Origin of the sequence: Bradyrhizobium sp. 134, from assembly GCF_023074155.1 — a bacterium.
Classification (GTDB): Bacteria; Pseudomonadota; Alphaproteobacteria; order Rhizobiales; family Xanthobacteraceae; genus Bradyrhizobium.
The window spans coordinates 262,177-277,066 of record NZ_JADPKX010000006.1 but is presented as its reverse complement, the minus strand read 5'-3'; the positions used below and the strand labels follow the sequence as shown (position 1 = coordinate 277,066).

15 protein-coding genes are annotated in these 14,890 nt (G+C 63.4%); 6 read left to right on the top strand and 9 right to left on the bottom strand.

Going from position 1 to position 14,890, the window contains the following annotated elements; all coding sequences use genetic code 11:
• Window positions 1-60: 60 nt before the first annotated feature.
• The gene (locus IVA75_RS02130; protein WP_247287189.1) at window positions 61-2,187 is read left to right on the top strand and encodes a tetratricopeptide repeat protein; all 2,127 of its coding nucleotides are present in this window, start codon (window positions 61-63) and stop codon (window positions 2,185-2,187) included.
• A gap of 12 nt (window positions 2,188-2,199) precedes the next feature.
• Here the strand turns inward: IVA75_RS02130 and IVA75_RS02125 are convergent, their stop codons facing one another.
• Window positions 2,200-2,739 (bottom strand): cupin domain-containing protein, encoded by a 540-nt coding sequence (locus tag IVA75_RS02125; RefSeq protein ID WP_247287190.1) that lies wholly within the window; start codon window positions 2,737-2,739, stop codon window positions 2,200-2,202.
• 102 nt (window positions 2,740-2,841) lie between these two features.
• Window positions 2,842-3,129 (bottom strand): usg protein, encoded by a 288-nt coding sequence (locus IVA75_RS02120; RefSeq protein WP_247287191.1) that lies wholly within the window; start codon window positions 3,127-3,129, stop codon window positions 2,842-2,844.
• Between the two features lie 378 nt (window positions 3,130-3,507).
• On the opposite strand from IVA75_RS02120, the gene IVA75_RS02115 reads away from it, so the two are divergent.
• Window positions 3,508-3,822, top strand: coding sequence for a co-chaperone GroES (locus IVA75_RS02115; RefSeq protein ID WP_027518760.1), 315 nt, complete (start codon window positions 3,508-3,510; stop codon window positions 3,820-3,822).
• Window positions 3,823-3,866: 44 nt separating this feature from the next.
• Window positions 3,867-5,507 (top strand): chaperonin GroEL, encoded by a 1,641-nt coding sequence (gene groL, locus IVA75_RS02110; protein WP_247287192.1) that lies wholly within the window; start codon window positions 3,867-3,869, stop codon window positions 5,505-5,507.
• 238 nt (window positions 5,508-5,745) lie between these two features.
• On the opposite strand, the gene lepB is transcribed toward groL, so the two are convergent.
• Window positions 5,746-6,492, bottom strand: coding sequence for a signal peptidase I (gene lepB, locus IVA75_RS02105; RefSeq protein ID WP_247287193.1), 747 nt, complete (start codon window positions 6,490-6,492; stop codon window positions 5,746-5,748).
• 109 nt (window positions 6,493-6,601) lie between these two features.
• Window positions 6,602-7,435, bottom strand: a complete 834-nt coding sequence (locus IVA75_RS02100; protein ID WP_247287445.1) for a LysR family transcriptional regulator — start codon at window positions 7,433-7,435, stop codon at window positions 6,602-6,604.
• Between the two features lie 131 nt (window positions 7,436-7,566).
• Between IVA75_RS02100 and IVA75_RS02095 the strand changes: the two genes are divergently transcribed.
• The 3 genes from IVA75_RS02095 to IVA75_RS02085 all read left to right on the top strand — a co-directional run bounded on the left by IVA75_RS02095 (window position 7,567) and on the right by IVA75_RS02085 (window position 10,276).
• On the top strand, window positions 7,567-8,160 hold the full coding sequence (locus IVA75_RS02095) for a cysteine hydrolase family protein (RefSeq protein ID WP_247287194.1): 594 nt from the start codon (window positions 7,567-7,569) through the stop codon (window positions 8,158-8,160).
• Window positions 8,161-8,173: 13 nt separating this feature from the next.
• Window positions 8,174-8,812, top strand: a complete 639-nt coding sequence (locus IVA75_RS02090) for a glutathione binding-like protein (protein ID WP_027567743.1) — start codon at window positions 8,174-8,176, stop codon at window positions 8,810-8,812.
• Window positions 8,813-8,923: 111 nt separating this feature from the next.
• Entirely contained in the window at window positions 8,924-10,276 is a 1,353-nt protein-coding gene (locus tag IVA75_RS02085; RefSeq protein ID WP_247287195.1) for a caspase family protein, read from the top strand.
• An 18-nt stretch (window positions 10,277-10,294) separates the two neighbouring features.
• Here IVA75_RS02085 and IVA75_RS02080 read toward each other — a convergent pair whose 3' ends face one another.
• From IVA75_RS02080 to IVA75_RS02060, 5 genes are read right to left on the bottom strand one after another with little or no spacing between them, the layout of a single operon-like run.
• Entirely contained in the window at window positions 10,295-11,731 is a 1,437-nt protein-coding gene (locus IVA75_RS02080) for an NAD-dependent succinate-semialdehyde dehydrogenase (protein ID WP_247287196.1), read from the bottom strand.
• Window positions 11,732-11,743: 12 nt separating this feature from the next.
• The gene (locus IVA75_RS02075; RefSeq protein ID WP_247287197.1) at window positions 11,744-12,403 is read right to left on the bottom strand and encodes an ATP-binding cassette domain-containing protein; all 660 of its coding nucleotides are present in this window, start codon (window positions 12,401-12,403) and stop codon (window positions 11,744-11,746) included.
• Window positions 12,404-13,105, bottom strand: coding sequence for an ABC transporter ATP-binding protein (locus tag IVA75_RS02070; RefSeq protein ID WP_247287198.1), 702 nt, complete (start codon window positions 13,103-13,105; stop codon window positions 12,404-12,406).
• A complete protein-coding gene (locus IVA75_RS02065) occupies window positions 13,102-13,845 on the bottom strand; it encodes an ABC transporter ATP-binding protein (protein WP_247287199.1) in 744 nt (247 codons plus the stop codon). The genes IVA75_RS02070 and IVA75_RS02065 overlap by 4 nt, the downstream gene beginning before the upstream one ends.
• Window positions 13,842-14,885, bottom strand: coding sequence for a branched-chain amino acid ABC transporter permease (locus IVA75_RS02060; protein ID WP_247287200.1), 1,044 nt, complete (start codon window positions 14,883-14,885; stop codon window positions 13,842-13,844). The genes IVA75_RS02065 and IVA75_RS02060 overlap by 4 nt, the downstream gene beginning before the upstream one ends.
• Between the last annotated feature and the right edge of the window lie 5 nt (window positions 14,886-14,890).

The following is a 14,890-nucleotide window of genomic DNA, read 5'->3' as shown; positions in this document are numbered from 1 at the left end:
GCGCAATCGCGACAATCCTTCCATGTTAATCTCCTCAGGAGATTCGGGTGGAATTGATTCATGAGCGACAGCGTCGGCCAGCGTGCATTTCAAAATTCCCGGCTTCAGAAACGACAAAAAGCCGACGTAGGGCCGTTGCTCGCGCGCGCCCTCCAGCTGCACAAAGCGGGACTTCTGCGCGAGGCAAAGACGGCCTATCGCGAACTCCTGGAGCTCGCACCCAACCAATTCATCGCGCTGCATTTGCTGGGCGCTTTGGAGGCTGAAGCCAAAAACTATCAGCAAGCGCAAGTTCTGCTGAGCCGAGCGGTGGCCGTGGATCCGCGATCTGCCGAAGCTCATATGAGCCTGGGTGTCGCGCTCAACGGGCTAAAACGTCACAATGAGGCCCGCGAGAGCTATCGAAAAGCCCTCGCCCTCCGGCCCAACTACGCCTTGGCCCTGTCCAATCTCGGTAACGCGAGCGCGGCCCTTGAACTTTACCAGGAAGCGCTCGAGAGCTACGACAAGGCGCTCGCAATCGACGGAAAACTTTCCGAAGCCCATAACGGCCGGGGTTGGGCGCTCTGCCGTCTGCGCGCCTATGACGAGGCTGTCGCAAGCTTAAACCGCGCGTTATCGATCAAGCCTGACTATGCCTCGGCGCTGTCGAGCCGCGCCGTTGCCTTGCGGGAGCTTCAGCGATTCGGCGAAGCCATGGCGGATTGCAATCGCGCAATCGCCCTGGCACCTGACGACGCGAATGGATGGCTCTGGCGGGCCAGCATCTTGCTCCTGACCCGGCAAGTTGCCGAAGCATTGTCCGATTGCGAGAAGGCTCTCGCGGCCGATCCCGGCTTCTCTCAGGCCCACAGCCTGCTCGGCCAATGTCTCGCGGCACTTGGCCGGGTCGACGAAGCCCTCGCCAGTTTCGACAGAGCTCTCGACATCGAGCCCGATCAGAGCACGATCTCCAGCAAGATATTCACCCTCGATTTTATGGCCGACGCCAGCGTTGCGCAGCATCAGCAAGCGCGACGTGTATGGTGGGAGCAGATCGGTGCGAAGATCGCCTCAGCAGCGGCGGGACCACATGACAACAGCCGCGATCCGGATCGCCGTCTGGTGCTGGGTTATGTCTCGTCGGATTTTCACGCACATTCGGCGGCGTTCATTTTCAAGCCGGTCCTGCAGCACCATGATCGGGCACAGTTCGAGATCGTGTGCTACGCTTGTTCACCGAAAACGGATGCGACGACCCGCGAATTTCAGGGGATCGCCGATCGCTGGCGCGACGCCTCGCAATGGTCCGACGATCGCCTCGCCGCCCAGATCCGCGCCGATGGTGTCGATATCCTGATCGATCTGTCCGGCCATACCAGCGGAAACCGCCTCGGTGTGTTTGCGCGCAAGCCGGCACCAGTTCAAGTGCATGGCTGGGGCCACGGCACCGGCACCGGGCTGCCAACGATCGATTATCTATTCTCGGACCCGGTCGCGATTCCTGCCGCGGTTCGGCATCTGTTTGCGGAGACCGTCGTTGACCTGCCGTGCTTTGTGACGCTGGCGCCGCTGCCGGCCGGGATTGCGCGGGCGCCGACGCCGGCGATCGCGAACGGCTTCATCACATTCGGTGTCTTCAACCGCATCAGCAAGATTTCGAACGAGGCGGTGGACGTCTGGTCCAGGATTCTTGAGCGGGTGCCGGGTTCGCGACTGCTGATCAAGGATACTGCGCTGGACGCTCAGCTGGTCCGCGACAATCTGCTGGCGCGGTTTGCAGCTTGCCGGTTGCCGTCCGAACGCGTCGACCTGCTCGGAGCCACGTCGCGAGACGAACATCTGGCAGCGTTCAATCGCGTCGATATTGGCCTCGACCCATTCCCGCAGAATGGCGGCGTCAGCACGTGGGAAGCCTTGCAGATGGGCGTGCCGGTAGTGGCGAAGCTCGGTCACAGTCTGCCGAGCCGTGCTGCCGGCTCCATCCTCGCCGCGCTGGGCCTGCCGGACTGGGTCGCGGAAAGCGATGAGGCCTATGTCGAGATCGCAGCGAGCCGTGGGGCGCAGATCGGCGACCTCGATAAGTTGCGCCGCGAACTGCCCGGACAGATCAGGGCTGCGGCCGCCGGCAATCCCGTCTCATACGCGCAAGCGGTTGACGATGCCTATCGCGCGATGTGGAAACGCTATTGCAACGACGGCGGCTGATCTCCGCTTCACCTACGCCTTCAACTCCACCGTCCTGAACTCGGCCGGCAGGATCACCTCCAGCAGTTCGACGTCGTCCGAATAGTCCAGGATCATGTGCTTGATCTTCGGCGGCTGGGTCCAGGCGCTGCCTTCTTTCATCAGCGTCTCGCCCTCTCCGTCCATATAGGTCTTTACCCAGCCCTTGAGCACGTAGACCATCTGGAATTCGACGTCGTGGAAGTGCAGCTTCGACACCTCGTCCGGGTTGCAGGGGCCGTGCAGCCGGATCACGTGCGCTTGCGCCAGCCCGTGACTCGCAGCGGCGATGCCGAGATCGCGATACTTCGCGTAGGTGCGCAGACCGTCGGCCTTGAAGTCCTCCTCACGGTGATGGCTGATCGCGATGCGCTGCTTGGGCCGCGCCGGTTTCTTGATGGATGGCTTTGCCGTTGTCGTGGGGGCTTTCGCCTTCACCGCCTTGCGGGCCGTCGATCGTGCGGCGGGTTTGGCCCCGCTTCGCTTCTTCACCGCCGCCTGCGACGCGCTACGCGATTTTGCTTTCTTGGCCATGGCGGTCTCCCCTGTTGTTATAGGGGAGAGGTTAGCACGGAATGCGAAATCGTAGGATGGGTTAGCGTCAGCGTAACCCACCCTACAGCACCACGCTCGCCTTCAATGCAGCCGGAATATGCCGTCGACCGCGCGCAGCTCGGCCGGCTTGATCAGCTTGGAATGCGCGACCGTGACCGAGAACAGCGGACCGTCGAGCTTCTTCTGCCAGAACGCCAGGAAATCCGTCAGCGCCGGAAATTTCGGAAACATGTCGTAGTTCTGCCAGACATAGGTCTGGAGCAGCGAGCGATGATCCGGCATCCGGTAGAGAATTTCTGCCGTCGTCAGCCCGTAACCCAGCACCTGTTTCCGGAAGTCGTCGGAAACAACCCCAACTCGCGAGACCATGCCAACCTCCTTTGCAGGAGCGCATATTCAAGGGATGGCTTTCCGGTACGCGCCCTACGAGCCACCCGGTGGAGATGCGCTCACATGAGTGAAATGTGACGCAAACTGACAATCCATCTCAAGCCCAAAAGTTTAACAAGCTGTTGAAATTCAATGCGTTAGCAGCAGATGCGGCTCCGTGCTAATACGGGCGCGGAGCGCGATTAACGATGGAAAGAGATTTTGGCAGGCGGCGCTTCCGAGTGCTATTTTTCTGCTACAAGCCCTTGCTCCCGCCAAAATCCTGCCCTATCTCAGCTGTGCCTGTGCTAGCACTCGCGGGCGCAGACTGCTAACAACCCAAAATTCCCAACTTGTGCAAAAGCTTAGGAGAACTGCATGAAATTCCGTCCGCTTCACGACCGCGTCGTGGTCAAGCGCATCGACGCAGAAGAGAAGACCGCTGGCGGCATCATCATTCCCGACACGGCCAAGGAAAAGCCCTCGCAGGGCGAGATCGTCGCCGTGGGCCCGGGTGGCCGCGACGAAGCAGGCAAGCTGATCCCGATCGACCTGAAGGTCGGCGACCGCGTGCTGTTCGGCAAGTGGTCTGGCACTGAGGTCAAGATCGACAACGTCGATCTGCTGATCATGAAGGAAAGCGACATCATGGGCGTCCTCGACGTCCCCGCTTCCAAGAAGAAGGCGGCCTAAGAGCCCCTCTCTCCCCCAGCTAAACCTCTCAAGGAAAAATTCAGATGGCAGCTAAAGAAGTCAAATTCGGCGTCGATGCACGCGACAAGATGCTTCGCGGCGTCGACATCCTCGCCAACGCGGTGAAGGTCACTCTCGGCCCCAAGGGCCGCAACGTCGTGCTCGACAAGTCGTTCGGCGCTCCCCGCATCACCAAGGACGGCGTCACCGTCGCCAAGGAGATCGAGCTCGACGACAAGTTCGAGAACATGGGCGCGCAAATGGTGCGCGAAGTCGCCTCCAAGTCCGCTGACGCGGCCGGCGACGGCACCACCACCGCCACCGTGCTGGCCCAGGCGATCGTGCGCGAAGGCGCCAAGTCGGTTGCCGCCGGCATGAACCCGATGGACCTCAAGCGCGGTATCGACATGGCGGTGGAAGCCGTGGTCGCCGACCTCGTCAAGAACTCCAAGAAGGTCACCTCGAACGAGGAAATCGCCCAGGTCGGCACCATCTCCGCCAACGGCGACGCCGAAATCGGCAAGTTCCTCTCCGACGCCATGAAGAAGGTCGGCAACGAGGGCGTCATCACGGTCGAGGAAGCCAAGTCGCTCGAGACCGAACTCGACGTCGTCGAAGGCATGCAGTTCGACCGTGGCTACATCTCGCCCTACTTCGTCACCAACGCCGACAAGATGCGCGTTGAATTCGACGACGCCTACATCCTGATCAACGAGAAGAAGCTCTCCAACCTGAACGAACTGCTGCCGCTGCTCGAAGCCGTGGTGCAGACCGGCAAGCCGCTGGTCATCGTCGCCGAAGACGTCGAAGGCGAGGCTTTGGCCACGCTTGTCGTGAACCGTCTGCGCGGTGGTCTGAAGGTCGCGGCCGTCAAGGCTCCGGGCTTCGGCGATCGCCGCAAGGCCATGCTGCAGGACATCGCGGTTCTGACCGGTGGTCAGGCGATCTCTGAAGATCTCGGCATCAAGATGGAGAACGTCACGCTCGCCATGCTCGGTCGCGCCAAGAAGGTGATGATCGACAAGGAGAACACCACGATCGTCAATGGCGCCGGCAAGAAGGCCGACATCGAGGCGCGCGTGTCCCAGATCAAGGCGCAGATCGAGGAAACCACCTCGGACTACGACCGTGAGAAGCTCCAGGAGCGTCTTGCCAAGCTCGCGGGCGGCGTCGCGGTGATCCGCGTCGGCGGCGCGACCGAGGTCGAGGTGAAGGAGCGCAAGGATCGCGTCGATGACGCGATGCATGCGACCCGCGCCGCGGTCGAGGAAGGCATCGTCCCGGGCGGCGGCGTCGCCCTGCTCCGTGCCTCCGAGCAGCTCAAGGGCCTGCGCACCAAGAACGACGACCAGAAGACCGGCGTCGAGATCGTGCGCAAGGCGCTCTCCGCGCCGGCTCGGCAGATCGCGATCAACGCCGGTGAAGACGGCTCCGTGATCGTCGGCAAGATCCTCGAGAACAAGTCATACGCTTACGGCTTCGACTCGCAGACCGGCGAATACGGCGATCTCGTCAAGAAGGGCATCATCGACCCGACCAAGGTGGTTCGCGCGGCGATCCAGAACGCGGCCTCGGTTGCGGCTCTCCTGATCACCACGGAAGCCATGGTCGCCGAGCTGCCCAAGAAGGGCGGCGCCGGTCCGGCGATGCCTCCGGGCGGCGGCATGGGCGGCATGGATTTCTGATCCAGCCATTCCGGCAAACGACAAAATGCGAAACCCCGGCAGCGATGCCGGGGTTTTTGTTTTTGGATCGCTTCGCGCCCCCAACGATCACCGCCCGTAGCCCGGGATGGAGCGGAAGCGAAATCCGGGGCACCGTATCCGGCGCGAGCAGTTCTCCTGGATTAAGCTACCGCTCCATACAGGCTACGAACTCGCGTCATGCAGGCGCCGCGCACTGCCTCCGGAATGACAGTGGGCCTCACCACACCTTTCCCAACCGCTCCATGTGCGGCTCGCCGTGCTGGTCGAGCGACCAGAATATCCGCGTCACCTTGCCGACCAGATTGTCCATCGGCACGAATCCGATCGACGACATCACGCGGCTGTCGCTCGAGTTGTCTCTGTTATCACCGAGCACGAAGAAATGGCCCGGCGGCACGGTGTAGGCGTCGGTGTTGTCGTAGTAGCCATTGTCGACGCAGTCCTGCGTGATGTAGGAGGCGCCGTTCGGCAGCGTCTCGCGCCAGCGCTTGGCCTTCGCAGCGTCATCCGCGCCGCAAGTGGAGCCGGCAACCACCGCCTTCAGGGCAACGCGTGTCACCGCGCGATCGTTGAGGATGAGCTGGCCCTGCCGCATCTGGATGCGATCACCGGGTAGCCCGACCACGCGCTTGACATAGTCGACCGAGGTGTCCTTTGGCGTCCGGAACACGACGACGTCGCCATGCTCGGGCTCGGCGGCCCGAAAACGCCCAGAGACCCATGACGGCGCGAACGGAAACGAATAGCGGTCATAGCCATAGGCATATTTTGCGGCAAATACGTAGTCGCCGACGACCAGCGTCGGCGTCATCGAGCCGGACGGGATGTTGAACGGCTGGAACAGGAAGATGCGAAACAGGAACGGCGGCGACCACAGCACCGGGATCAGGAGGATCAGGATGACGATCGCCTTGCATTCCCGCACCTTGGCCTGCGGGTGGATGGTTTCCTGAAGAGTGGTCATGCGCCTGCCCTGATCAAGCCCGTGATCGTCGCGAGATTACGCAACCTTCGCGCGCGCGCAATCCCATTGCTTGGTCGCGCCGCGCGCGGTTCGCGTTCACGGGTCGCAATCAGCCGCGCGCGAGATCGCTGAAGCAGCGGCGGATCCATTCGATGGTGAGCCGCGTCGCCGGATCGCGCTTGAGATGGTTCTGCACGAGCAGCCAGACGTCGCGGCGCCCAGGCAGCAATGTGGCGCGCAGGCGGCGATCGCCGAGCAAGTCCGCGCAGACATGCTCCGGCAACACGCCGGCGGCCTGATGCGCGCGGATCAGGTTACGGATGACGCGAACGTTGTCGGTGACGCAGCGCGCATGGGCTTGTTTCATGCGGAGGAATTGCATCTCGGGAATGGCACCGAGTTCGTCCGGATAGGCGCACAGCACCGGCTCGCCCTCGGTCGCAACAGGCTCGAAATAATAGAGCTTGACGTCACCGAGCCTGGAGATCGCGAAGTCGCCCTTGTCGGGCTTGCGCAGACGGATAGCGAGATCGGCTTCCCAGCGCGAGAACTTGACGTTCTCGCTCGAGGTGAGGAATTGCAGCGTCAGGCCGGGATTGGCGCGCAGGAAGTCGCTCGCGCGGGGCGACAGAACCTCCTCGGCAACCGTGTTGGTGGAGGCGATACGCAGGCGTCCCACCGGGCCTGCCAGACTCTCGCCGACGCGACCGATCTCGGCGGCATGTGCGGCCATCACCTCGACATGCGCCAACACCGCCTCGCAACTCCGCGTCGGTCGACGCTGGCCGTCCACCGCATCGAACAGCGGCACGCCGAGATCTCGCTGGATGCGTGCAAGCCTGCGGCCGACGGTGGTCTCGTCGATGCGCAGCCGTGCGCTGGCGCCAGCATAGGTGCCCTCGTCCCTGACCGCGGCGATGATGCGCAGATCGTCCCAATTCATGGCGATGAACCTATCAGGCACGACCGGCTCCTGCAAATTTGCAGCCATATGCTGCAATAGTCCTGCACATTGGCAGGCCGCCGCCGCGCTACTGTCGCGCCATCCGATACCGCCAGGAAAGCTCGACCCTCATGACCGCCCCAAAAACCCTGCTTGAATTGTCCGGCGCAGATCTCAATCCGCCCAGGCTCGCCGATTCCTGCCTCGTGCTGATCGACATCCAGAATGAATATTGCGCCGGCCCGCTTGCCTTGCCGGATGCGGGGCCCGCGATCGCCGCCGCCGCGCGCCTGCTGGCCCGCGCGAGGACGAGCGGCGCTGCGATCTTCCATATCGCGCACAAGGGACGTGCCGGCAGCCTGTTCGACCGCGAGGCCGCGCGCGGCGCGATCGTCAGGAACGTGGCGCCGCTCGCCAGCGAAGCCGGGATCGAAAAGGCGCTGCCGAACGCTTTTGCCGGCACCGACCTGCAGGTCAGACTCGCCGCAACCGGACGCACGAATATCGTGCTGGCCGGTTTCATGACCCATATGTGCATCAGTTCGACCGCCCGCGCCGCGCTCGACCTCGGCCTGCGCACGACGATCGCAGCCGATGCCTGTGCAACACGCGATCTTCCCGACGGCCACGGCGGAGCGCTCTCCGCAAGGACCATCCACGAGGTCGCCCTGGCCGAATTGTCGGATCGGTTTGCGATCATCGCGCAAACCGAGGCGCTGACCTGAAGGAGCGTGGGCGATGCTGCAACTCTATTTCTCCCCGATGGCCTGCTCGCTTGCGAGCCGCATCGCGCTGATGGAAGCGGGCCTCGAGGCCCGCTATCATCCGGTCCATCTCCAGACCAAGCAGGTGGTGGACGACGGCAGCGATTTCTTCGGCGTTTCGCCGAAGGGCGCGGTGCCGGTCCTGGTGCTGGAGAATGGCGAACGGCTGACCGAAAGCGCGGCGGTGCTGCAATACATCGCCGATTTGAAGCCCGAGACAGGCCTTGCACCCGCGTTCGGAGATCCCGACCGCTATCGGCTCCAGGAATGGCTCAGCTTCGTCGGGGCGGAGATCCACAAGGCATTCCTGTTTCCAACCTTCTGGTACAAGGACGACGCCTCGCTCGCCAAGCCGCGTGCAAGGATCGCGCAGACATTGTCGATGCCTGCCACGCATCTGGCGGGCCGCGAATTCCTCGTCGGCAACAGCTTCACCGTCGCGGATGCCCACCTCACCTGGGCTTTGCTGCTGCTGCGTCCGGCAGGCGTCGACATCGCGCAATGGCCATCGTTGTCGGCCTATCTCGCGCGCATGCAGGCCCGACCGGCCGTGCGGGACGCGATTGCGACCGAAATGGCCGTGCGCAAGACGATGGCGGCGAGCCCGGCGTGACAGGATGTCACGGCCGGGAAATCCGCGCGTTTTCTCTGGCAGGGCATTGATGTCGGTGCGGCATGCGCTAATCTGGAGGGATATTTTTCGACATTTCATTGGAAGGCATTCATGCGTGCTCTTTCCAGGTTTTGCCCGGCCGGACTTTGCCTCGCCCTCCTCGCCTGCTGGCTTTCCGTCGCGCAGGCATCGGCGGAAACGCGGGTCGCGCTGGTGATCGGCAACGGCGCCTATGCCAGTACGGCGAAGCTTCCCAATCCGTCTCACGATGCCGAAGACGTCGCCGCCTCGCTCAAGCGCAGCGGCTTCGAAGTGCTCCAGGGCATCGACCTGCGCCAGGCCGACATGCAGGACCTGACCATCCGCTTCGCGCGCGCCGCGAGCAAAGCCGACGTCGCCATGTTCTACTACAGCGGCCATGCGATGCAGTACAACGGCGTGAACTATCTGATGCCTGTCGACGCCGTGCTGAGCGACGAAGCGGATCTGAAGCGCTTCGTGCGGGTCGACGATATCGTGAACGATCTGCAGCAGGCCAAGAACCTGCGCATCCTCATCCTCGATTCCTGCCGCGACAATCCGCTGGCCGAAACCTTGAAACGCTCCGCCGGCATGACGCGCGCTGCCTCGATCGGGCGGGGCTTGTCGAAAGTCGAAGCACCACGCGGCACGATCGTATCGTTCTCAACCCAGTCCGGGCAGACCGCGGCCGACGGCAGCGGCCGCAACAGCCCCTATACGACGGCGTTCCTGAAGCACATCGAGGAGCCCCAGGAGATCGGCGAGGTCTTTCGCGACATCAGCAGCGACGTCTACGATTCCAGCGGCAAGACCCAGCTCCCGGAGCTGTCGCTGTCGATCATCGGCAAGTTCTACCTGAACGGGCCGGTGTCGGTCACGATAGCGCCGGCGGCGCCGCAAGCCGCACCCCGGGCTGATCCCTGCGCGGCAGCAGAAGCGCACTGGAAGGCCGCGGACGGCATCGGCACGCTTGGCGCCTACGAGGACCATCTCACGAGATTCCCGAATTGCATCTTCGCCACGCTTGCCAAGGCCCGAATTGAAGGTCTGAAGCAGAAGGTGGCGCTCGCGCCGGCAAGCGGCAACGCCCGTTCCGCGAAGGACTTCGACGGCAATTGGGACGTGACGTTGAACTGCCCGCCTACCGGCAAGGCGCAGGGCTTCACCCGGGCCCTGTCTGCCACGGTTGCGAACGGCGTCTTTCATGCCGACGCCCAGAGCCAGGGCGCCGTCAACCGCCTGGAGATCGATGGCCAGATCCCCGCGGACGGCAAGACGACTTTGAGCGCGCGCGGCACGACGGGGGCGAGCACCTACACTCTCAACAACCTCGCGCCCGGCTCGCCCTACGCCTTTACGGTGGATGCGCAGTTCGATCGCACCCGCGGCACCGGCAAGCGCAACGAGGCACGCGCCTGCGGCCTGGTCTTCGTCAAACGCTGATCGTGCATCGTCCAGCGTTCACACGCCGGTCTGACTGATGAACTTGGTGTTGAAATAGCCCTCCATCGCCTCGGTGCCGCCTTCCGAGCCGTAGCCGGAATCCTTGATGCCGCCGAACGGCACTTCGGGCAGCGCGAGACCAAAACTGTTGATCGACATCATGCCGGCTTCGATCGCCGAACCGATCGCGGCCGCCGTCTTGGCCGAGCTGGTGAAGGCGTAGGACGCCAGCCCAAAAGGCAGCCGGTTGGCCTCCTCGACCACCTCGTCGAAGGATGAGAAGCGCGAAATCAGCGCGAGCGGGCCGAACGGCTCCTCGTTCATGGCGCGCGCATCTTTCGGCACGTCGCTCACCACGGTCGGCTCGAAGAAATGCCCCTTGTTGCCGACGCGTTTGCCGCCGGTCTCGAGCTTTGCGCCTTTGCCGACGGCATCCTGCACCATACCTTCGATGGCGGTGACGCGGCGGGGGTTGGCGAGCGAACCCATTTTGGAGTCTGGATCGAGGCCGTTGCCGACCTTGAATGTCTTGGCGCTGTCGACAAAGGTGTCGACGAATTCACGGAACACGTCATCCTGCACCAGCATCCGCGTCGGCGAGATGCAAACCTGACCGGCATTGCGATATTTTGCTGCCGCCAGAATCTTGGCCGCCGATGCGACGTCGGCGTCCTTGAAAACGATCGCCGGCGCATGACCGCCGAGCTCCATGGTGGCGCGCTTCATGTGCAAGCCGGCGAGCGCATTGAGCTGCTTGCCGACATGGGTCGAGCCCGTGAACGAGATCTTGCGGATCACCGGATGCGGAATGAGATATTCGGAGATCTCGGCAGGAACGCCGTAGACCAGGTTGATGACGCCATCGGGCACGCCGGCATCCGCAAATGCACGGATCAGTTGTGCGGGCGAGGCCGGCGTCTCCTCCGGGGCCTTGACGATGATCGAGCAGCCGGCGCCGAGTGCGGCGGAGAGCTTGCGCACGACCTGATTGATCGGAAAATTCCAAGGCGTGAACGCCGCGACCGGGCCGACCGGCTCCTTGATCGCGAGCTGGTAGATGCCCGGCCCCCGCGCGGGGATCAGCCGGCCATAGGCGCGTTTGGCTTCTTCCGCAAACCACTCGATCACGTCGGCGGCGGCCATCGCCTCCATTTTGGCTTCGCCGAGAGTCTTGCCCTGCTCCATCGTAAGCAACGGTCCGATCTCGTCATTGCGCTCGCGCATGATCGCGGCGGCCTTGCGCATGATCCGGCAGCGCTCGAAGGGAGCAACGTTTCGCCAGATCTTGAAGCCGGCGCTGGCTGCGGCGAGTGCCTCGTCGAGGTCGGACCGTCCGGCATGGGCGACGGTGCCGATCACCTCTTCGGTCGCGGGATTGCGCACCTCGATCACCTTGCCCGAATGGGCCGGTCGCCATTTGCCGCCAATGAAAAGCTGGGTGTTCGAATAGGCCAATGGATTCTCCTTTTAGGTCGAGCTGTGAATGGCACCGCGACAAATCGCGTCCGCCGCCCTTGTCATTTCCGGCCCGAGATAAGCGCGACAGCGCGGATCTGCGACGAGCGCGCCGAAATTCGCCATGGGTGTTACGCCGCCGCCGGCCACGAACAGGAATCGTCCGGCGATCTCGGCGAGGATCTCGAGGTGCCAGGCGGCCGTCGGGTGCATGCAGAGCACGACCAGCCGGCCCTCGTCGCGCAGCTTGCGGAAGAAATCGAGCATAAAGCCGATATAACCGTCCTGCAGGTTGAACTGCGGTTCGTCGAACAGGTGCACCAGCGGTGTCGGGGTCGGCGACGGCGCCAGGAAGGCGGACGGAATGCGTTTGCGAAAGCGCCTGACCTGATACGATTGGTGATAGTGGATCGCGAGCCGATCGCGCTCACGATATTTGACGCCATGGATATCGGTGCCCGCGACCAGCACGCGCCCCGAGGTCGGTGCGTTCGAGCCCGTCATCATCTCGAACAAGGTCGTCTTGCCGGCCCCATTCGGGCCGACGACACCGACGATGTCAGGTTCGTCCAGCGACAGGTTCGCCTGCAGCGCGAATGACGGTCGGCGGATCACGCGGCCCCGCGTATAGACCTTCCGAACGTCGTCGAGAACGAGCAGCGGTGCGGCCACTTATTGTACTCCCAGCAGGCGCTGACGAAGCCCGCGATCATCGCGCAAGGCCGCGGCCTCCCCGGTCCAGACGATCCGGCCGCGATCGATCACCGCGGCATGGTCCGCGACCGAGAGCGCGATCTCGGCGTTCTGCTCCACGACCAGCGAGGCAATACCCTCGTCCTTCATGCGCAGGATCGTCGCAAGCACGTCGCCGACGATTTTCGGCGCCAATCCCTGGCTCGGCTCGTCGAACAGCACCAGTCCCGGCGAGCCGACCAGCGCGCGGGCGATCGCCACCATCTGCATTTCGCCGCCCGACAGGTTTTCGCAGTCGCGCTCCATGAGATATTCGAGCGGTGAGAAGATCGCAGCGGCCTCCTTGAGGCTCCAGTGGCGAAAGCGTGTGCGCTTTTGCGCGATCGACAGGTTGCGTGCGACCGTCAATGTCGGGCACAGCCGGCGGTCGTCGGGCACCCAGCCGATGCCGGCGCGCGCAATCTCGTGGGTCGGATCGCGCGTGACATCGTGACCGTCGAAACAAACGGAGCCACGGCGTGGGCGCGTCAGCCCGAGAATCGAGCGGAGCATTGTCGTCTTGCCGGCGCCGTTGGGGCCGAGCAGCGCAAACACCTTGGCGTGCTCGATCGCGAGCGAGGCGCCGAATAGCGCCTGGGTCTCGCCGTAGAAGGTATCGACCGCGTCCACTTCGAGGATCATGCGAACTTCCCGAGATTGGAGCGCCGCACCCATTCGTTCTGCTGCAGTTCGTGTGGCGTTCCGCGCGCCACCACCTGGCCCCAATGGATGACCGAGATGCGGTCAGCCAACGAGAACAGGAACTCCATATCGTGCTCGATGGCGACGATGGTCAGCCGCCCCTTCAGGCGAGCAATCAGGGTTGCGAGCCGCTGCACCCCATCGGAGCCGAGGCCGGAGGTCGGCTCGTCCAGGCACAGCACGCGGGGCGCCTGCGCCAGGGCGACCGCGATCTCCAGCGCGCGCCGGTCGCCATAGGACAGGTCCTTCGCTCGGATGCCGCCCTTGTCGGCAAGCCCGACCGCTGCGAGCGTTTCGGTAGACTTCGCCGCAAACCGGCTGTCGCCTGCCGCTGCGCGCGCGACATCGTGGCCACGGGCGCGAAACTCGGGCAATCCCATCATGACGTTGTCACGCGCGGAGAACTCGTCGAACAGCGTCATGATCTGAAACGAGCGGGCGATGCCCTTGGCGGCGATGCGGTGCGGGCTGAGGCCCGTGACATCCTCGCCGCCGAGCAGGACTCGGCCCCGGTTCGGCTTCACTCGGCCGGTGAGGACATTGAAGAATGTGGTCTTGCCGGCGCCGTTCGGACCCATCACACCGTGAAACTCGCCCTCCGCGACCGCGAGATCGACGCTCTCCAGCACGACGCGATCGCCGAAGCGGACATGAACGGCCGCGGCTTCGATCATGTTCATCGCCCGCTCCCGAACAGCAGCCGCATCGCCGAGGTACCGCGCTGCCGTAAGGCGCCGAGAGAGTGCTGCTGCACGGCAGCGGAGATCGCGCCGGCAATGCCTTCGGGGCGGAACAGCACGATCGCGATGAAAAGCAGACCAAAATAGAGCATCCAGGCATTGGTCAGCGCGCCGATCACGTCGCGGGCGGTGAGGAAGAGAAACACGCCGATCACCGGGCCCCAGAAGCTGACAAGCCCACCGCCGACGAGCGTCATCATCACGACGTAGCCGGATTGATGCAGGCTCATGACGTCAGGGAATGCGGCGAGCTGAGCCATGGCGAACAATCCGCCGGCAAAGCCCGATACGGCGGCCGACAGCGCAAAGACCGCGACCTTGTAGAGCCAGACATTATAGCCGAGATGGCTTGCACGAACTTCGCTCTGCCTGATCGCAGCGACCACGCGGCCATAGGGAGAGTGCACCAGCCGCCACAATGCAGCGGTGCCGACCGCAAAGACGGCGAGCACGAAATAGTAGAACGCGACATTGTCGGTGAGATCGAAAGACACCAGCCCGAAATCGGCCGGCAACCGTTTGATCTTGAGTAGGCCGTCTTCGCCGCCGGTGACCCGGTGCGATTTGATCGCCAGTGTCCAGAAGATCTGGCCGAAGGCAATCGTCATGAAGGCATAATAGATGCCGCGCCTGTGCGAGATGAACAGCGCCACCAGCACGCCGGCGAGGCCCGCAACCGCGGCCGCGGCCATCAGACATATCCAGAGATTTGCAACGATTTCGAGCTGGCAGAGACCGAACGCATAAGCGCCGATGCCGAAATAGGCGCCATGACCGAACGACGGAAGTCCGGCGGTGCCCAGCACCAGGTTGAACGCGAGCGCGTAGAGCGACCAGATCAGGATTTCGATGCCGAGATAGGGATAGAGCCCTATCCGCGTGATCCAGAGCGGCACTGTTGCAAGCACGAGCCAGAGCACCAGCATCGTCGGCGTCACGAGGCGCGCGGCGTCCGGTGAAGATTTTGATTCCACAATCATTCCCT